This window comes from Shewanella sp. CG12_big_fil_rev_8_21_14_0_65_47_15, from assembly GCF_002783505.1.
In the GTDB taxonomy this organism is placed as follows: Bacteria; Pseudomonadota; Gammaproteobacteria; order Enterobacterales; family Shewanellaceae; genus Shewanella.
This window is the reverse complement of sequence record NZ_PFGL01000012.1, coordinates 106,790-121,365: the sequence shown is the minus strand read 5'-3', so window position 1 is coordinate 121,365 and position 14,576 is coordinate 106,790. Positions and strand designations below refer to the sequence as shown.

Here is a 14,576-nt window from a genome sequence, read left to right as displayed (position 1 = left end):
TTACCAACAGACTTCTCAACCAATCAATCTCATATTCCCAACAAATCTCTTGCCCAATTCGATGGTGCAGCACACCTGAATGAGCAAATGGGTATTCCGTTTCATTTTGCTGATTATCTTGAGTTGATAGATTGGACAGGCCGCGCTATTCGCCTTGATAAAAAAGGTTATATCGATAATCAACGGCCCAAATTGCTCAATGAATTAGGCATTTCGCCTGATGCATGGCTCACATCAACCAAAGAGTTTCGTCGTCAATACAGTGGCATAAGTGGCCGATGGGATAGCATGTGTGAGTTTAAAAAGCAGCATAACAGCGGGAAATGGTGTAAAGGCAAAGCCTCTAGCCAAGCATTACATCCTTAAGCTCACTACTGTTCACTTCAGTGATTAGAATTATTTTTGTTTATCCGAAATGCAGATAATGCCGCGCAAAACGCAGCGAGCTTTTGTCCCAAAGGGAGTTGTGTGGTGTCGAGTGGAGTTTGTACGCTTAAGTCCCACTAAATAATCAAAACTGTCTGTTCGTGTATAAGTGCGTGTATAGGTGAATATAAAAAAGGGGAGTCAGTTAACCTGACTCCCCTTGATATTTCAAAGGTTTTTGCGCTTAGAACAGCAAGTGAGCTACACCGGCAATCACTGGCAGCGTCACTAAGGTCCGCAGGATAAATACCACGAACAGCTCAACAAAGTTCACTGGGATTTTACTGCCAATCAACAGTGCGCCGACTTCACTCATATAAATCAACTGAGTCACAGATAATGCCGCAATCACAAAACGGGTCATATCCGATTCGATAGAGCTAGCTAAAATCGACGGAATAAACATATCGGCAAACCCTACCACGATAGTTTTAGAGGCTTCGGTGGCTTCTGGAATATGCAGCAATTCGAGTAACGGGATAAACGGCATCCCCAGATAATTAAAGATAGGCGTATGTTCGGCAATGATCAGCGCCGTGGTACCAATTGCCATCACCACGGGGATAATGCCAAACACCATATCGATCACGTTCTTAACGCCTTCGTTTAGAACGGCTTTGATCCCTCCTGCACTGGCGGCTTTTTCTAGGGCCTTATCAAAACCCCAGGAGAAGGCACCGTGTCCTGCGGGAATGATCTCATCATCGGGCGTGCGCGGGGTGTCGTCGATATAGTTATCTTTCTTCCACGACAGTGGTGGCAACTTAGGCACAATCACGGCAGCGGCAAAACCAGCGAGACACACAGTTAAATAGAAGGGCACAAACATGTGTTCTAACTTAACCTGCGAGATCACCACTAGGCTAAAAGTGATGGATACCGCCGAGAATGTGGTGCCGATAACGGCCGCTTCCCTCTGGGTATAAAAACGGGCTTCATACTGTTTGCTGGTCAGCAAAATCCCGACACTGCCATCCCCTAGCCATGAGGCCATACAATCGATAGCACTGCGGCCCGGTAAATTGAACACTGGGCGCATAATCTTAGTTAACAATGTGCCAAAGAGTTCGAGTAGACCAAAGTTCAGCAGCAATGGCAGTAACATACCCGCGAAAATAAACACCGAGAACAACACGGGCAGTAAGTCATTTAACACTAACGCACCCGTGCTGGAGGAGTGAATCGCTTCGGGGCCGACGGTAAAATAGGTCAGCACAATAAAGACTGCGCCTACAACTCGGGTCGTTAACCACAGGGGGCTGATATTGAGTAAGCCATTAAGAAAATGGTGATTGAGGACAAACTTAGGTTTGAGCATTTTGGTGAGTAGGGAGGCAAATGCCATAGTCACCACAATCGCCGTGACGATTAAGGTTAGGACCTCACTCAATGCACTTTGTAGCGCCTTAGAGATGATTGCGATGGGAATAGTGATCGCATCGTTATAGCTGATAGGGGTCATAAACAGCAGCAGACCTATCAGCGAAGGGACGATAAAGGTGAGTATCGTCTTTATGTTGCGGTTTTTATGTTCAGTAGCCAATGGTGTACACCTTAAAGTACGAGTCGCACAAAATAAACTTGAATAAGCAGCCATCCAAAACCGTTTTTAGGGCCAGTTAAGGTGCATTTTCATTCAGCTCAAAATCGAGAAGGGGGAAGATTACTCGCTTAGCTCCACTATGTAAAACGATTCGCTAGTTAGTTTGAGATAAGCAACAAAACAGCATAGTTATTTCGGCGTCAGTATCAAGTGAGGGTTGCGATGCTTATCGGTGTTATTTAAGGTTAGTTTCATTTAAATCAATGTGTTATGTGTTTTTATTGAGTCAATCTTAGCAAGGTGCTCTATTTTATAATTTATGGCTGTTCGTATTTGTATTCGACTAAAAAATATCAGCCAAGAAGCATTAAGCCATACTTAGCCCACTTTTTACCCCAACTGAGTATGACTAAAAAGTCGATATAGATGCGGAAAGTAAAAATTTTCCGATAAAGCGGATGTGTGCCGCTTTAAATCTTTTCAATTCCATGTACCTTATTAGTACCTCTATTTGGCTAAATTACTCATGACTGTTACAAGATCAAGTATCACGATAAAGAAGGGGTCAGTGCTCGCCACTAAATTTGGCTTTCTTGGTCTCTTTGGATTATTGCTGGGGATGGTTGTGGCGATCGTGGGATTTAACTGTTCCGAGCCAGAAACCTTTAACTTTTTAAACTATACCCTAAGCGAACTAGGCACTTATGGGCATTCTACCTATGCAGTGGTTCTCAATGGCGGATTATTTTTTGGCAGTTTAAGCGTTGTTTTTTATTGCCTATCCTCACTGCAAAACGTGACTTCTTTCTGGGAGTATCCTTTTTTTATCTTCTTAGCCTTCACTTTTTTAGCCTTAGCCTGTGTGGGGCTGTTTCCGGTCAATGTGTACCATTTGCACATTTTAGGGCTGAAATGGTTTTTCTATTTTGGCAGCCTAAGTGCAATCTTTTATTTAGTTTTTGTGGTTGCTAATCGTTCGGCATTTCGCCTTTTACCGGTATTACTGGCGCTGATGGTGCTAACAAGCATGATGACATTCCTCTATGCCCCGCAGTTATCCTTGGGACTCACCGACGGGGACAGGCCTTTTTATCAGGAAATGGTGCTGCAGTTTCCACGCCCGACGTTATGGTGGCCAGCCCTATTAGAGTGGCTAGGGCTGGGAAGCTTATTGGGGTGGGTGGGCGCCCTGTTACTGAGTCAGCTCAGTTTCACAAGAGTGCCAGTGACTGAAAAACAGCCTAGCTAATATGAATGGCGACGCCAGCCTCACCAAACCAGTAGCCATTACATTGCTCTGCATTCAGAGGGAAATAGGGTAACGATTCTGGGGCCTTGAGTGCGTCGACTAAGTTATCGGCCATCGCGATACATTCCATGCTGCTGGGGGATACCCTAAAGACATCGACCCCCATCTTCGCCATAGAGGCCATTTCACCGCGTAAATCTAAACAGTGGGCTGACTGGGTTTGAATACCATTGAGCCTCAGCAAGGGTTGTTGTTCCTGGGTTTGGGCGAGGAGCCCTTTGCTGTATTGTCGGCAAACCGTTTGACAACTGTCCTTAGTGAGTTGTTTATGCCTTGCGGTAAAGCAGCGTGCCGAGTGGGCGAGTGGCAAATAACCATGGCCTAGCACTTCGACCTCAAATATGGGTTTTTCCTGGATCACTTGGCTAAGCCAGGACTTAGATAACTCTACTGGCATCACAAACCTTTTCATACCAAACCGCTGCAAGATATCTAAACTGGCGCGGTTGTAGTTATTGATACTCGCACCGCAGACGAAGGGCAGTTTATGTTCTTGGGCAAGGTACACTGCCGCCATATCGTTCGCTTCAACGATAAATTCGCCATTTTCGACTTGGCGTTTCAGCTCCGCATATTCAGAGGGGGATTCGATTAACGCCAGTGTTGAAAGCACTACTTCTTTACCCGCTTGCTTAAGCATCTGTGCCAGTTCGAGGTAATCACCCCATTTAAGTTCGCGTCTACGGCTACAAACGGCTTCGCCTAAATACACTAAGGGAATATGGCTGGTGGCAACTTGTTGGTAAAAGTCAATAACCTGTTGTTTTTGCCAGCAATATAGCAACGGCCCTAGGGAAATATTCATCACTCCTCCTTTATCCATTTTTGTTATCTGTTATTGACCGTTATTGCCAATTGCGCTCATAGGCACCCAGAGTGGTAATTTGCCCTTCGGACACCTTTGCCAGTGCCTGTTCCCAATGGGATTGGCTTTGGAATTGCTCGGGGTGATTGAGATAGGTATCGATAGCTTGACGCCAAACCTTAGTGACTTGCTCAACATAGGCAGGGCTACGTTGGCGGCCTTCGATTTTCAGCGACACTATGCCCGCCTTGGCGAGTTCGGGCAGTAAGCTTAGGGTGTTCAAACTGGTCGGTGACTCGAGTAAGTACTGGGGCGAGTCCTGATCTTCGGTGAGATAACGGCCTTTGCAAACCACGGGATAGCCCATTTGCTCATCGAGCCCCGACTTGTCAATAAGCACCTCATTGAGCCGAGTGAGTCTGTCCTGACCTTGTTCCTCCCAGCGCACATGCTTCGCGGGCGAACAGGAACCGCCGGTGTTGGGCGATTGGCCAGTCACATAGGAAGATAAATGACAACGCCCCTCGGCCATAATGCACAGACTACCGAAGGCGAACACTTCTAAATCCACTGGGCTGACCTTGGCCAGATCGCGCACTTGCTTCATGGATAACACCCGCGGCAGCACGACTCGGGCGATATTAAAGGTTTCCTTATAAAAACTGAGTGCCCCTAGGTTAGTGGCACTGGCCTGCACCGATAAATGCAGCGGCAGCTTGGGGTAGTGCCTATGGGCATAATCGAGTAAAGAAAGATCGGCAACGATTAGGGCATCCATATCCAGTTTTGCCGCTAAATCGATAGCCTGATACCAACGGTATTCTTCACCTGGCTTAGGGAAAGTATTTAAGGTTAAAAAGATTTTCTTACCTTGCTTGTGCGTTAGTTCTGCCGCTTCCTGCAATTTTGCTGGGGTGAAGTTTAACCCTGCAAATGAACGTGCATTGGTATCATCTTTTAGTCCTAGGTATACCGCGTCGGCTCCGGCCTGTAGTGCCGCCTTTAACGAGGCCAGATTTCCCGCTGGACACAATAACTCCATAATGGTGCTCCCGATAAAATAATAGCCGCAGAGTGTAGGCAAGATTGAATGACGGTGAATTGATTTAAAACAGGTTTAAGATCATAAAATCTAGGTAAACTGAGATATATCGTGTTTTTTTCCGTAGGAATTTCCGTATGTCCGCTGTTTTTTCAGCAAATGTTGCTAAGCAACTGTTAACCTTTACCCCCAAATTAATACGCTTCCCCCTTGGGAAAGTCCCCTTTAGCTTGAAGGCAAAAGCCATTAGCCAACTGTTGGGGTTGCTGTTAGCCCAACAAATGGCGGACGATGAGCTAACATTTTTAGCCGATAAATGGGTGGCTATCCGGGTGGAGGACTTAGCGCTCGATTTCGAAGTGAGTTTTAATGGCCAATGGCAAGTGAGGAAATTGACCGACGCGCAGGTGACCTTTAGTGCCAACTCGGCTGAACTGGTGTTAGTGGCGGCGGCAAAGGAAGATCCCGACACGCTATTCTTCCAGCGTAAGCTGAGTATTCAAGGGGATACAGAATTAGGGCTCGAAGTGAAAAACCTGCTGCTCAGCATCGAATTTGCCAGTATGCCGACCCCAATTCGCCTTAGCGTTGAAAAGCTCGCCGCAGTGATTGAACGTCTGCAACTCGAAGCGAAACCAACGGTTATTCTCGCTAAGTCTCCAAGTTATTAATCAAGCTATTAATGCTATTTAGCGAGATTGCCTTCTGAATAAACCACTAAAAAAGCCCACTAAGTCGTTACCTTAGTGGGCTTAAGTTTGACTCAAAACTCACTGAACCTATTCACTCGCTAGTAGCTTGCACTCAGTTGAACACCCGAATAATTAGTATAACCACGTAACATCACATGGTAAGTTCCCGCTTGAGTCACGGTAATCGAACAGCTTTCATTGTTACCGTTTTTATAGGGACGGCAATCATAGCTGGTGGTTGTTGGGACTGTACCTGCTTTGACATACAGATCCACGTCTCCAGTGCCGCCACTGGTCGCAATATTGAGTTGACTATTGGCTGGGACGACAATTTTATACAGGGCTTCAGTTGCCGTTGCTCCGCTCAAATTCGTGACAGGTATGCCATTGGTTAAGCAGTTTGCATCGGTACAGCCACCACCACTGCCAAGATTGTAACTTGCGGTGAGTTGTGCATTGGCATAGCTACTATAGCCTTGGACCATCACATACCAACGACCCGCTGCAGGCGCGGTGAAATTACAGCTCTCATTGTTACCATTTTGATATGGACGACATTGATAGCTGGTCGTCGTCGGTTTTTGTCCTTGGCTCACATAAATATCCGCATCGCCAGAGCCCCCCGCGAGGTTGATGCCTAAACTGGCCGCATTTGCGGGGACATCAATATAGTAATAAGCCTCTGAACCTGTGGCTCCACTGATCGCGATACCCAGATTGTTTTGCAGCGGAGTCTCGTCGACGGGGCAATTATTACCGCAACCACCATCATCGCTTGCAAGTGAAAACAGTAACTTATTGGGTGAGCCTGTCTTAGCATCTGTGACTTTGCCCGCAGTGGCGCGCGTCGCGAGTAAGCTAGTCACCTGTGTGGGGGAGAGGTTAGGATTTTCATCTAAGTATAATGCCGCGACGCCTGCTACATGGGGGGAAGCCATTGAGGTGCCACTAATGGTATTAGTGGCCGAATTTGAGGTATACCAAGAGGAAGTAATGCTCGAACCGGGGGCATAAATATCTAAACAGGTCCCGTAGTTAGAAAAACTCGAGCGGGAATCGTTACTAGTGGTTGAACCGACTGTGATGGCATCCGCCGCGCGGGCTGGAGAGTAATTACAGGCGTTACTATTATCATTGCCGGCCGCGACGACGAAGGTGATCCCCGCAGCTACGGCGGCATTGACGGCATCATCTGTGGCTTGGGAGGCGCCGCCACCTAAACTCATGTTCGCGACGGCGGGACCAGAAGCATTGTTTTTCACCCAGTTTATCCCTGCAATCACGCCAGAGTTACTGCCAGAACCTGAACAGTTGAGCACTCTGACACCCACTACATTGACGTTTTTCGCGACACCGTAGGTTGAACCGCCAATCGTCCCCGCCACATGGGTACCGTGACCGTTACAGTCAGTCGCATCGTAATCATTATCGATAAAGTCATAGCCACTGCTTGCGCGGCCGCCGAACTCATTGTGTGTATTTAGCACGCCAGTATCGATAACAAAGGCGGTCACACCCGAGCCATCGTAATCCGTGTGATAGTTGCTATCCAATGGCAAGTTGCGCTGATCGATTCTGTCTATGCCCCAGGTCGGACTCGGTTGGTCCGCATTGGCTTCCATCATGGGCGTTACTGACATCACTTGATCTTGTTCTATGTATTTCACCTTAGGATCGCTACGCAAGGCTTTAATCTGTTGGGGGCTTGCATTAACTAATACGCCATTAAGGGCGCTGCCAAAGTTTTTCATCACTCTGACATCATATTGATTGACTAAACTCTCGGCCTGCTGAGTAGCAAAGTCAGATATGGCATTGTTATTACTGAGATTAAGAACACTTGGGGTATTGAATACCACGATGTAAGTATCTTTGATGGCTTTAGATTGTGGGACACTTACCATATTCGCTTGGTATTCATTAGCGTTAACAGGGAAGTAAGCAAGTCCAGTTGCGACCGCGACTGCTATTAAATGTTTCTTATGCATGTTGAACTCCATTTTCTTTTTATGTCTCCACGGACTTCGAGACATAATCCAATGTAGAAGGTATTTTCAACCTGCCCAGTTTAATGCTTAAGGCTTGCCTAATTCATAAAGCTAAAATGTAACACTTTATTTACAATTTGGGCTTGAGTGAGTTTTTACTGGGATGATTATTGAACTGTACAAATAAGTGTCAAAATAATAACTCTCAGTCCATTAAAGTGACAGCATTTGTAAAAATGGTGATTTATCAAGCGACATTATGTCTTGAGCTATAGGTTGCGAAGACGTAATAAATACCGTCGGTCAGTTTTTTGGCTGACAGCTCTAAACCAAAATCAGTCTAAAGTAGTGTTTTTATGAAGCTGGTAATGAATGCCCGGATTTATGCGCTTAAATGGTGTTGCATACTGTTTATATGCAAGTGTTGTGATCGCTTTAGGCGGGTATGGGGTGAATTTGACCGAGAGGCTGTATTGCCACTCGGTCCGGTGATGTGATTAAGCTTTTTGCGTTAGCACGGCAAATTTCACTAACAGTTCGTCGTTGGATTCGACGCGATTTGGATCGGGGTCGATGCAATCAATAGGGCAGACAGACACGCAGGTCGGTTTGTCGTAATGACCCACGCACTCGGTACAGCGGTCTGGGTCGATTTCATAGATCTCCTCGCCCATAGTGATCGCCTGATTGGGACACTCAGGCTCACACATGTCGCAGTTGATGCAGCTATCGTCGATCAGTAATGCCATACCTTAACCTAGTTCATGTGGATTGCGAGTATCCTGACCCTGGGACAGGTTACGTAGCAAAATACCGTGGCTCAAATCGACTTCTTTTGGCACGGGTAGATACACAGTGTGCCCCGAACCTAAGCCCGCTTCAACCGCTTCTGACTTACGATTTTCGAGTTGTTCAATCGTCAGACTGATATTACCCTGCGGCGTCATCAGCTCGACACTGTCGCCAACGGAAAACTTATTCTTCACTTCGATTTCTGCCAATCCCGCCAGGTTGCGTTTGCCCGTCAGTTCACCCACAAATTGTTGGGTGTCACTGACTGAGTAGCCATAGTCATAATTTTGATATTCATCATGCACATGGCGACGCAAAAAGCCTTCGGTATAACCACGGTGGGCGAGTCCCTCTAGCTGGTTCATCAGACTGCGATCGAAATCTTTACCCGATGACGCATCTTCAATCGCGCGGCGATACAACTGTGCGGTGCGGGCGACATAATAAAAAGACTTAGTGCGGCCTTCAATTTTAAGTGAGTCTATGCCCATTTTTGTCAGGCGCTCAACGTGTTGAATCGCACGTAAGTCCTTAGAGTTCATGATATAAGTGCCGTGCTCATCCTCAAAGGCTGGCATGTATTCGCCGGGACGATTGGCTTCCTGCAGTAGGAAGATTTGATCCGTGGGCGCACCCGCACCTAAAGTCGTCGGAGTTTCGATTTGTACTGCATTAGGCATGGCAATGATGTCGCCGCTGTCGTTTTGCTGCGCTTCGTGTACATCGTATTTCCAGCGACAAGCATTAGTACAAGTGCCTTGGTTTGGATCGCGTTTATTGATATAACCCGAGAGTAAACAACGGCCTGAATAAGCCATGCACAGGGCGCCATGCACAAAGACTTCGAGTTCAATATCTGGGCAGCGCTGACGAATTTCTTCGATTTCATCTAAGGACAGTTCGCGGGACAGGATCACGCGCTTGATCCCTTGGGTTTGCCAAAACTTGACCGAGGCCCAGTTGATGGCATTGGCCTGTACGGATAAATGCACTACCTGATCGGGAAACGCTTCACGCACCATCATGATTAAACCCGGATCGGACATGATCAGTGCGTCTGGCTTCATCGCCACTACGGGCTCCATGTCCTTGATATAGGTTTTAAGTTTGGCATTATGGGGCGCGATATTGCTCACCACATACAGCTTTTTACCGAGCGCATGGGCTTCTTCAATCCCTGTGGCAAGGTTTTCCATTTTGAAGTCATTGTTACGTACCCTTAGGCTATATCTCGGCTGACCGGCATACACGGCATCTGCGCCATAGGCAAAGGCGTAGCGCATGTTTTTCAGCGTCCCTGCGGGAGATAATAGCTCTGGTTTAAACATAATAACTCTCGAATTAGTTGGTCTATAAAGGCGCAGTGCGCGGGGGCGGGATTTTACACAATGAAAGTAGGGTTATGCAAATAGCGGCAGCTAACTTTAGCGGTACTTCACACTTTGCGAATATAAGATGAGAAAACGGCCCTATGGCCGAAATTGATAACGCAATCATACAAATTATTAACCTCTACTGCTTTTTCTACCCTTCTTATCACGGCCAACTGATATACTCCAACTATCCAATGTTCATGTTGATAGATTGATGGGAGCTAAGATGTCTACCGAACATCTACTGTTAGTCGGCTTATTAAAAAAACTAAAAGATGATGCCTTAGTATTGCCAACCTTACCCGAAGTGGCAATGCGGGTGCAGGAAGTCGTGGGACGCCCCGAAGCCAGTCTTAAACAAGTGGCGGAAGTGATTGGCCAAGATGCGGCGATTTCTGCTCGGATCATTAAGGTTGCCAACAGTGCTTTATATAGTCGCGGTATTCCCGCTGAGAGCATTAACAGCGCCGTTTCACGTATTGGACTCATTCAGATCAAGAGCATTGCCACGTCAGTGGCGATGGAACAGTTATTTATTTCCACCAATGAAATGGTATGGGAAGTGATGGATGAAGTATGGCGTACCTCCATCGATGTTACTGCGGCGGCTTGTGCCATATTGCAGATGTACAATAAGCGTCGCCATGGCAGTGGGTTAAACTTCGATACCTTAACCTTGGCTGGGCTGGTACATAACATCGGGGCTTTGCCCGTATTAACCGAGGCTGAAGCGCATCCTGAGTTGTTTACTAGCATAGATCAACTGCGTGCGTTAGTGCGTAAAATGCAGGGGCCATTAGGGCGGGCCGTATTAAAGAGTTGGGATTTTGCCCCCGAAGTGATGGAAGTGGTCGAGCGTTGGGCGGATCTTCCTTATTTGCCCGAGCAAGTGACTTACTTAGATTTTATCCGCGCCGCGGCATTTTATTCGGGAGAATTGCGGGCTGGCACAGAGTTAGAGCAGCGTCTAGATGTATTTGTTGAGCGGGGATTGCCTGTATCGGCTAGCGATTTAGCCAGTGATGAGTTTATGGATAAATTCCATTCTATTAGAGAAAGTTACCAATAGTCGGCCTAAATGGAACTCAAATGATGACTCTCGCAGAGTCGCCATCGGAAATAAGCTTATGCGGTAAGATTGAGGCCTAGGTATGATTATGTTGGGATTTATTGGGTTAGCCCTGTTTATCATCTTGATAGGTGTGCTGTACATTTTGTTAGAAAAATATCGCTCTTTGCGACAACAACAACGATTTTTAGTACAGCTTTGCCCGCAGCTTGACCAGCAAAAGATTGAACGTCAGCCCCTGAATATCCCCATAGTCCCGCAGGAGTTTGCTCCTCTCTATCACTCATTAAACGAGATGTTAGCCGTCTTACCCGCGGGAACGGGTAAGGATAAACTGACGGGGCTGAGCAACCGCCTCGGGCTGAAACGCACCTTAGCCTCAATGATGCCGCTCACCCAAGGTACTATGGTGTTGCTCGACATCTATCGGTTTCGCTACGTCAATGATCTTTTCGGCTTTGTGTTTGGTGATATCTTGCTCAAGCAATTTGCCGAACGGTTAACCAACCTCAATGTCGCCCCTAGACTCATTGCGCGTTTAAATGGCGATGAGTTTTTTCTGTACTATGAGCAGAGCTTATCGGAAGAACAATTATTGCAGCTACGTGGTCGCCTACAGGTGCCCTTTAGGATAAAAGACACACCCGTGAGTGTGCGAGTTCAGGTGGGGTGCGTACAGTTAGAGCAGCACCATGCCGATACCAGCAATATGCTACGCAGGCTCGATCTTGCCCTTAACAAAGCGCGCGTGACACGCAGTGCCATCGCCTATTACAGTGAGAATGATGATATTAGGCAACTGCGGGAACTACAGATTATTGACAGCTTACCCAAAGGCTTACAGCGTAATCACTTGTATATGGTGTATCAGCCTAAGCAGGATGTAAAGACGGGGCAGTGCACCCAAGTTGAAGCATTAATACGCTGGGATCACGAAACCTTGGGATTCATTTCCCCTAGTGAGTTTATTCCCTTGGCCGAATACGCAGGCATGATTGATTTAGTGAGCCGCTGGGCGTTGGAGCAGGTGTTAGCTCAGCAGGTAGAATGGCGGGCCATGGGGATGAGGCTTTGTGTTGCGATCAATCTATCGACACGGGATCTTGACAGTGAAACCTTGCCCCAGGAGTTGGCGGCGCGTCTTGCCCATTATCAATTGCCCCCAGAATGTTTAATGATCGAAATCACCGAAAGTGCCTTGATGGCGGATCTTAATAAGGCAGTGGAAACCTTAGAGGAAATTCGCAAGCTGGGGATTAAACTCGCTATCGATGACTTTGGCACTGGCCATTCGTCCCTCGCGTATTTAAAACATTTGCCCGCCAATGAGGTCAAAATTGATAAGGCTTTTTTAAGGGATCTTGAGCAGAATAAATCGGCGGAATACATTCTCGAGGCTAGTATCAATATAGCGAAAAAGCTCGGGTATGATGTGACTGTCGAAGGTGTAGAAACCCCTGAAATACGTGATATTTTAGTGGAAATGGGCGCAGATACTCTGCAGGGGATGCATTACGCTAAACCCATGAGAGCCGCAGAACTGGAAATGAACTGGGCTCAGTTACAGCCGCGTTTTTAGATTTACTTGGATGCTTATTGGTTCAGTTCAAATCCGCTACTGAGGACAGCAATTAACTCTGCAGGCATTGGGGCTAGCTGGCGGGCTTGATTCATACACACCATTTCGATAGTGGCTGTGACGGCAGGTTTTTTGCCCTGTGGTCGCCAAATTTCCTGTTGCCACACAGTCCGGTACTTACTCTCAAAGTAAAACTTAGTGCGCACATCGATAATATCGGCAAATTCCACCCCCTCGTGGCATACCATTTCACTGCGATATACGGCAAACCCCAGTTGATTTTGTTGCCACAGGGCACTTAAACGCTCGGCACCAATCACATGCTCGCGGGCGCGCTCAAAGTATTTCAAAAAGTTAGGGTGATAAACCACGCCGGAAAAATCGGTATCTTCATAGTAGATTTGCACTGGGAAAGCATAAGTCGGGCTAAATTGCGGCATGGTGTTTTCGATATGGACTGGTTTTGTTTGAGCGCAGTCTAGCGGTTTATGGGGCTAAACAAAACCCAATATGCAGGCTAAATCCTGCATATTGGGGGGAAATTGCATCGACAGCACAAAGTAAAAAGCCATATTCGTTTTAGCGAATATGGCTTTTTTGTAGGGTAATCGATGCGTTAACGGATGATCATTTGATCACGCTCGGGTCCAACGGACACCATGCTGACGCGCACACCCATTAGGGCCTCAATACGTTCAACATATTGCTGCGCGGCCACGGGCAGGCTTTCGAAGGTGCGACAACCAGTAATATCTTCGCTCCAACTTGGCATTTGCTCATACACTGGGCTCAATGCGGCGGTTTGTGGCCAAATGGGGTTCTCAGTGTGCTCACCAGCATAGGCAACACAGATTTTCAGATCTTTCATGCCCGATAGACAATCAATCTTAGTCAGGGCAATTTCAGTTGCCGCTTGCAGCTCGACACCATTACGGGTGGCAACGGCGTCGAAGTAACCCATATCCCGTGGACGACCCGTGGTTGCACCAAACTCGTTGGCGTTTTCACGAAACGCATCTTGCTCTTCCATCGCAGTCACTAACGTGCCCGTACCCACAGAGGAGCTAAAGGCTTTCGCCACGGCAATCACACGCTCTGGGCGCAGTGCGGGTAAACCACTGCCGATACCCGCGTAAGCCGCAGTCACGTTTGAAGAGGTGGTATAAGGATATTCGCCGTAGACTAAGTCGCGGCCAGCGCCTAATTGTGCTTCAAACAATAGGTTTGCATCTTGTTTTTGTAATGCTTTTAATGGCTCAGTCACATTACAAATAAAGGGGCGCCAAGGCGCAGTCACTTCTAATAACCATGCGGTCATCTCGGCGGCGGTTTGATTAAAATCGCAGCTTGGATAAAGAGCCTTTAATTGTGGCAACTTCCAGTCGAGCATAAATTGAATGCGTTCTTGCAGCACTTCGGGTTGGTTTAACCAGCCGACTAAAATGCCTTTTTTCATCACGCGATCGCCATAGGCTGGCGCAATCCCTTGACGGGTTGAACCATAGGCTAAATCGCCAAGACGTTGTTCTTCTAAGGTATCTTCTAATGCATGTAGCGGTAAGCACAGAGTTGCGCGGTCAGAAATGCATAATTTGACTTCAACACCTGTCGCTTCAACTTCAGCAATTTCAACGCTGAGTTTTTCTGGGCTGATGACCATGCCTGGGCCCAATACTGCAATGCAGTTAGGGTTGAAAATGCCACTCGGTAATTGGTGTAATTTAAAGGTGCCATAGTCGTTGACTACCGTATGGCCTGCGTTGTTACCACCTTGAAAGCGAATACTGGCAGCGGCATCCGCGGCTAAATAATCCACGATGCGGCCTTTGCCTTCATCACCCCAATTTGCACCCACAACCACGATAGACGGCATAGCATCATCTCCACATTGATTAAGCGGTTATGCTAGACCTCCAATAGAAATAAGAGAAATTAATTATAGTTATCGTGCTGATAAG

The 14,576-nt window shown here is 47.1% G+C and carries 12 protein-coding genes and 1 pseudogene; 5 read left to right on the top strand and 8 right to left on the bottom strand.

Going from position 1 to position 14,576, the window contains the following annotated elements; all coding sequences use genetic code 11:
- A pseudogene (locus COW15_RS03540) lies at positions 1-366 on the top strand (alpha-amylase family glycosyl hydrolase); the annotation flags it as partial.
- 244 nt (positions 367-610) lie between these two features.
- Here COW15_RS03540 and COW15_RS03535 read toward each other — a convergent pair.
- On the bottom strand, positions 611-1,969 hold the full coding sequence (locus COW15_RS03535; RefSeq protein ID WP_293630043.1) for a YjiH family protein: 1,359 nt from the start codon (positions 1,967-1,969) through the stop codon (positions 611-613).
- A gap of 526 nt (positions 1,970-2,495) precedes the next feature.
- Here COW15_RS03535 and COW15_RS03530 point away from each other — a divergent pair.
- Positions 2,496-3,218, top strand: a complete 723-nt coding sequence (locus tag COW15_RS03530) for a hypothetical protein (RefSeq protein WP_293630041.1) — start codon at positions 2,496-2,498, stop codon at positions 3,216-3,218.
- Here the strand turns inward: COW15_RS03530 and COW15_RS03525 are convergent.
- Entirely contained in the window at positions 3,211-4,083 is an 873-nt protein-coding gene (locus COW15_RS03525; RefSeq protein WP_293630039.1) for a U32 family peptidase, read from the bottom strand. The two genes, COW15_RS03530 and COW15_RS03525, sit on opposite strands and share 8 nt — an antisense overlap.
- A 40-nt stretch (positions 4,084-4,123) precedes the next feature.
- A complete protein-coding gene (locus COW15_RS03520) occupies positions 4,124-5,125 on the bottom strand; it encodes a peptidase U32 family protein (RefSeq protein ID WP_293630038.1) in 1,002 nt (333 codons plus the stop codon).
- 137 nt (positions 5,126-5,262) lie between these two features.
- Here COW15_RS03520 and COW15_RS03515 point away from each other — a divergent pair, with 137 nt between their 5' ends.
- The gene (locus COW15_RS03515; RefSeq protein WP_293630037.1) at positions 5,263-5,796 is read left to right on the top strand and encodes an SCP2 sterol-binding domain-containing protein; all 534 of its coding nucleotides are present in this window, start codon (positions 5,263-5,265) and stop codon (positions 5,794-5,796) included.
- Between the two features lie 119 nt (positions 5,797-5,915).
- Here COW15_RS03515 and COW15_RS03510 read toward each other — a convergent pair whose 3' ends face one another.
- From COW15_RS03510 to yegQ, 3 genes are all read right to left on the bottom strand, one after another.
- Positions 5,916-7,805: a S8 family peptidase gene (locus COW15_RS03510; protein ID WP_293630036.1), complete on the bottom strand. Its 1,890-nt coding sequence runs from the start codon at positions 7,803-7,805 to the stop codon at positions 5,916-5,918.
- Between the two features lie 497 nt (positions 7,806-8,302).
- The gene (locus COW15_RS03505) at positions 8,303-8,554 is read right to left on the bottom strand and encodes a YfhL family 4Fe-4S dicluster ferredoxin (protein WP_006082676.1); all 252 of its coding nucleotides are present in this window, start codon (positions 8,552-8,554) and stop codon (positions 8,303-8,305) included.
- A 3-nt stretch (positions 8,555-8,557) separates the two neighbouring features.
- Complete coding sequence (yegQ, locus tag COW15_RS03500; protein WP_293630005.1) at positions 8,558-9,925, bottom strand: tRNA 5-hydroxyuridine modification protein YegQ; 1,368 nt, start codon at positions 9,923-9,925, stop codon at positions 8,558-8,560.
- Positions 9,926-10,196: 271 nt separating this feature from the next.
- Between yegQ and COW15_RS03495 the strand changes: the two genes are divergently transcribed.
- Together COW15_RS03495 and COW15_RS03490 are read left to right on the top strand one after the other, a co-directional pair.
- Positions 10,197-11,039, top strand: coding sequence for an HDOD domain-containing protein (locus tag COW15_RS03495; RefSeq protein WP_293630004.1), 843 nt, complete (start codon positions 10,197-10,199; stop codon positions 11,037-11,039).
- 82 nt (positions 11,040-11,121) lie between these two features.
- Positions 11,122-12,618, top strand: coding sequence for an EAL domain-containing protein (locus tag COW15_RS03490; RefSeq protein WP_363699754.1), 1,497 nt, complete (start codon positions 11,122-11,124; stop codon positions 12,616-12,618).
- A gap of 14 nt (positions 12,619-12,632) precedes the next feature.
- Here COW15_RS03490 and COW15_RS03485 read toward each other — a convergent pair whose 3' ends face one another.
- Both COW15_RS03485 and COW15_RS03480 read right to left on the bottom strand, forming a co-directional pair.
- A complete protein-coding gene (locus tag COW15_RS03485) occupies positions 12,633-13,058 on the bottom strand; it encodes a thioesterase family protein (RefSeq protein ID WP_293630000.1) in 426 nt (141 codons plus the stop codon).
- A gap of 176 nt (positions 13,059-13,234) precedes the next feature.
- Positions 13,235-14,491: an adenylosuccinate synthase gene (locus COW15_RS03480; RefSeq protein ID WP_293629999.1), complete on the bottom strand. Its 1,257-nt coding sequence runs from the start codon at positions 14,489-14,491 to the stop codon at positions 13,235-13,237.
- Between the last annotated feature and the right edge of the window lie 85 nt (positions 14,492-14,576).

Coding starts and splice junctions, on each gene's coding strand:
- yegQ (WP_293630005.1), bottom strand. CDS start 9,925: ATGTTTAAACCAGAGCTATTATCTCCCGCAGGGACGCTGAAAAACATG.
- COW15_RS03515 (WP_293630037.1), top strand. CDS start 5,263: ATGTCCGCTGTTTTTTCAGCAAATGTTGCTAAGCAACTGTTAACCTTT.
- COW15_RS03505 (WP_006082676.1), bottom strand. CDS start 8,554: ATGGCATTACTGATCGACGATAGCTGCATCAACTGCGACATGTGTGAG.
- COW15_RS03520 (WP_293630038.1), bottom strand. CDS start 5,125: ATGGAGTTATTGTGTCCAGCGGGAAATCTGGCCTCGTTAAAGGCGGCA.
- COW15_RS03480 (WP_293629999.1), bottom strand. CDS start 14,491: ATGCCGTCTATCGTGGTTGTGGGTGCAAATTGGGGTGATGAAGGCAAA.
- COW15_RS03510 (WP_293630036.1), bottom strand. CDS start 7,805: ATGCATAAGAAACATTTAATAGCAGTCGCGGTCGCAACTGGACTTGCT.
- COW15_RS03525 (WP_293630039.1), bottom strand. CDS start 4,083: ATGAATATTTCCCTAGGGCCGTTGCTATATTGCTGGCAAAAACAACAG.
- COW15_RS03530 (WP_293630041.1), top strand. CDS start 2,496: ATGACTGTTACAAGATCAAGTATCACGATAAAGAAGGGGTCAGTGCTC.
- COW15_RS03495 (WP_293630004.1), top strand. CDS start 10,197: ATGTCTACCGAACATCTACTGTTAGTCGGCTTATTAAAAAAACTAAAA.
- COW15_RS03485 (WP_293630000.1), bottom strand. CDS start 13,058: ATGCCGCAATTTAGCCCGACTTATGCTTTCCCAGTGCAAATCTACTAT.
- COW15_RS03490 (WP_363699754.1), top strand. CDS start 11,122: ATGATTATGTTGGGATTTATTGGGTTAGCCCTGTTTATCATCTTGATA.